The 1,101-nt window shown below is 43.4% G+C and carries 2 protein-coding genes; both read right to left on the bottom strand.

Annotation, left to right across the window (positions count from 1 at the left end; all coding sequences use genetic code 11):
* On the bottom strand, positions 1–563 hold a 563-nt coding region (locus QUA45_RS28960), incomplete at its 3' end, for a Uma2 family endonuclease (RefSeq protein WP_333223403.1).
* 35 nt (positions 564–598) lie between these two features.
* Entirely contained in the window at positions 599–742 is a 144-nt protein-coding gene (locus QUA45_RS28955; RefSeq protein WP_333223401.1) for a hypothetical protein, read from the bottom strand.
* Positions 743–1,101 lie beyond the last annotated feature (359 nt).

Genomic DNA, 1,101 nt, shown 5'->3' with positions numbered 1-1,101 from the left:
TCTTCCTCAGTAAAGATAGGAGGCCACAATTCCGAAACTGGCAATTCCCAACCGGGAAAAAGTTCTGCTACTGTTAAAATATCCCCATTTCCTAAAACAGTCGGTTCACCTGTAGAGCGATAAATAGTCACTGTTTCTTCATCAGGATCGATCAGAATTCCGACGGTCGCACCCAGTTCTATAAACTTCAAAACCTTGGTTTCTATAGGCTTAATGCGATCGCTCAAAGATTTAATCTCAACCACCAAATCGGGGACAAATTCTCCAAAATAACGCGGACTTTGGCGCAAGCGGGCGGCGCGCACAAAAGCAACATCCGGCGCTTTGACATTCGTATCCGGCATGATGAAACCGCCTGCGGAGTCAAAGACTCTCCCCAAGCGACGGGGATAAACCCAGTTACCCAGCAAGCGAATCAAAATACTGCTGATTTCACTGGAGGCGATGTCTGATGGCCCCACAATTGAAAGTCTGCCGTCTTCTAGTTCAATTTTGTAATCTAAACCCGCTTCGGAAAAAAGGGTTTGAACTTGGTTTAAATCTTTGAGTGTCATCGCTGGCATAAGAATTTTCTCCTATTCCGATCTGAGCTTTGATTTTAACACGAGTCAAATTTCTGAATATTTGAGGGATTCAGGCTATCTTCCCGCAAATCATCAATCAAGCTGAATTGAGAAAGGCGATCGCACCGGATAAATAAACCCGGTTTCTGGGATGAGCGATCGTTCTTATCTACAAACATTTACCTCTAAAATAGTCGAGATTGACTTATCCAGAGTTCTCCTCCGACTACGCCTTGTCAAGAGGCGGTAATTTCATCATTCGATAATAACTTAAAAGCTTATATATACTTATATATATGGTGGCACAGATTCCCATTATTTAATAATACGTCAAGTGGCAGTAAAAAGCAAGGGGCGAGATTAAAAAAAATCCCGCCCCAGCTTCAATTAAAAACTACCTTTGATCCCAAGCCTTAGCCGCATCAGCCACAGCTTGGTCTACCGACTTCTCATCCAACATCGCCGCCTGCAAATTGTCATAAATCGCCTTTTGCAACTTTTTAACATCCTTGAGAGGCGGAATTAATAGCTCGGCGGA

The organism is Microcoleus sp. Pol12A5 (genome assembly GCF_036701435.1).
In the GTDB taxonomy this organism is placed as follows: Bacteria; Cyanobacteriota; Cyanobacteriia; order Cyanobacteriales; family Microcoleaceae; genus Microcoleus.
This window is presented reverse-complemented; position numbering and strand designations above follow the sequence as displayed.

Coding starts and splice junctions, on each gene's coding strand:
- QUA45_RS28955 (WP_333223401.1), bottom strand. CDS start 742: ATGTTTGTAGATAAGAACGATCGCTCATCCCAGAAACCGGGTTTATTT.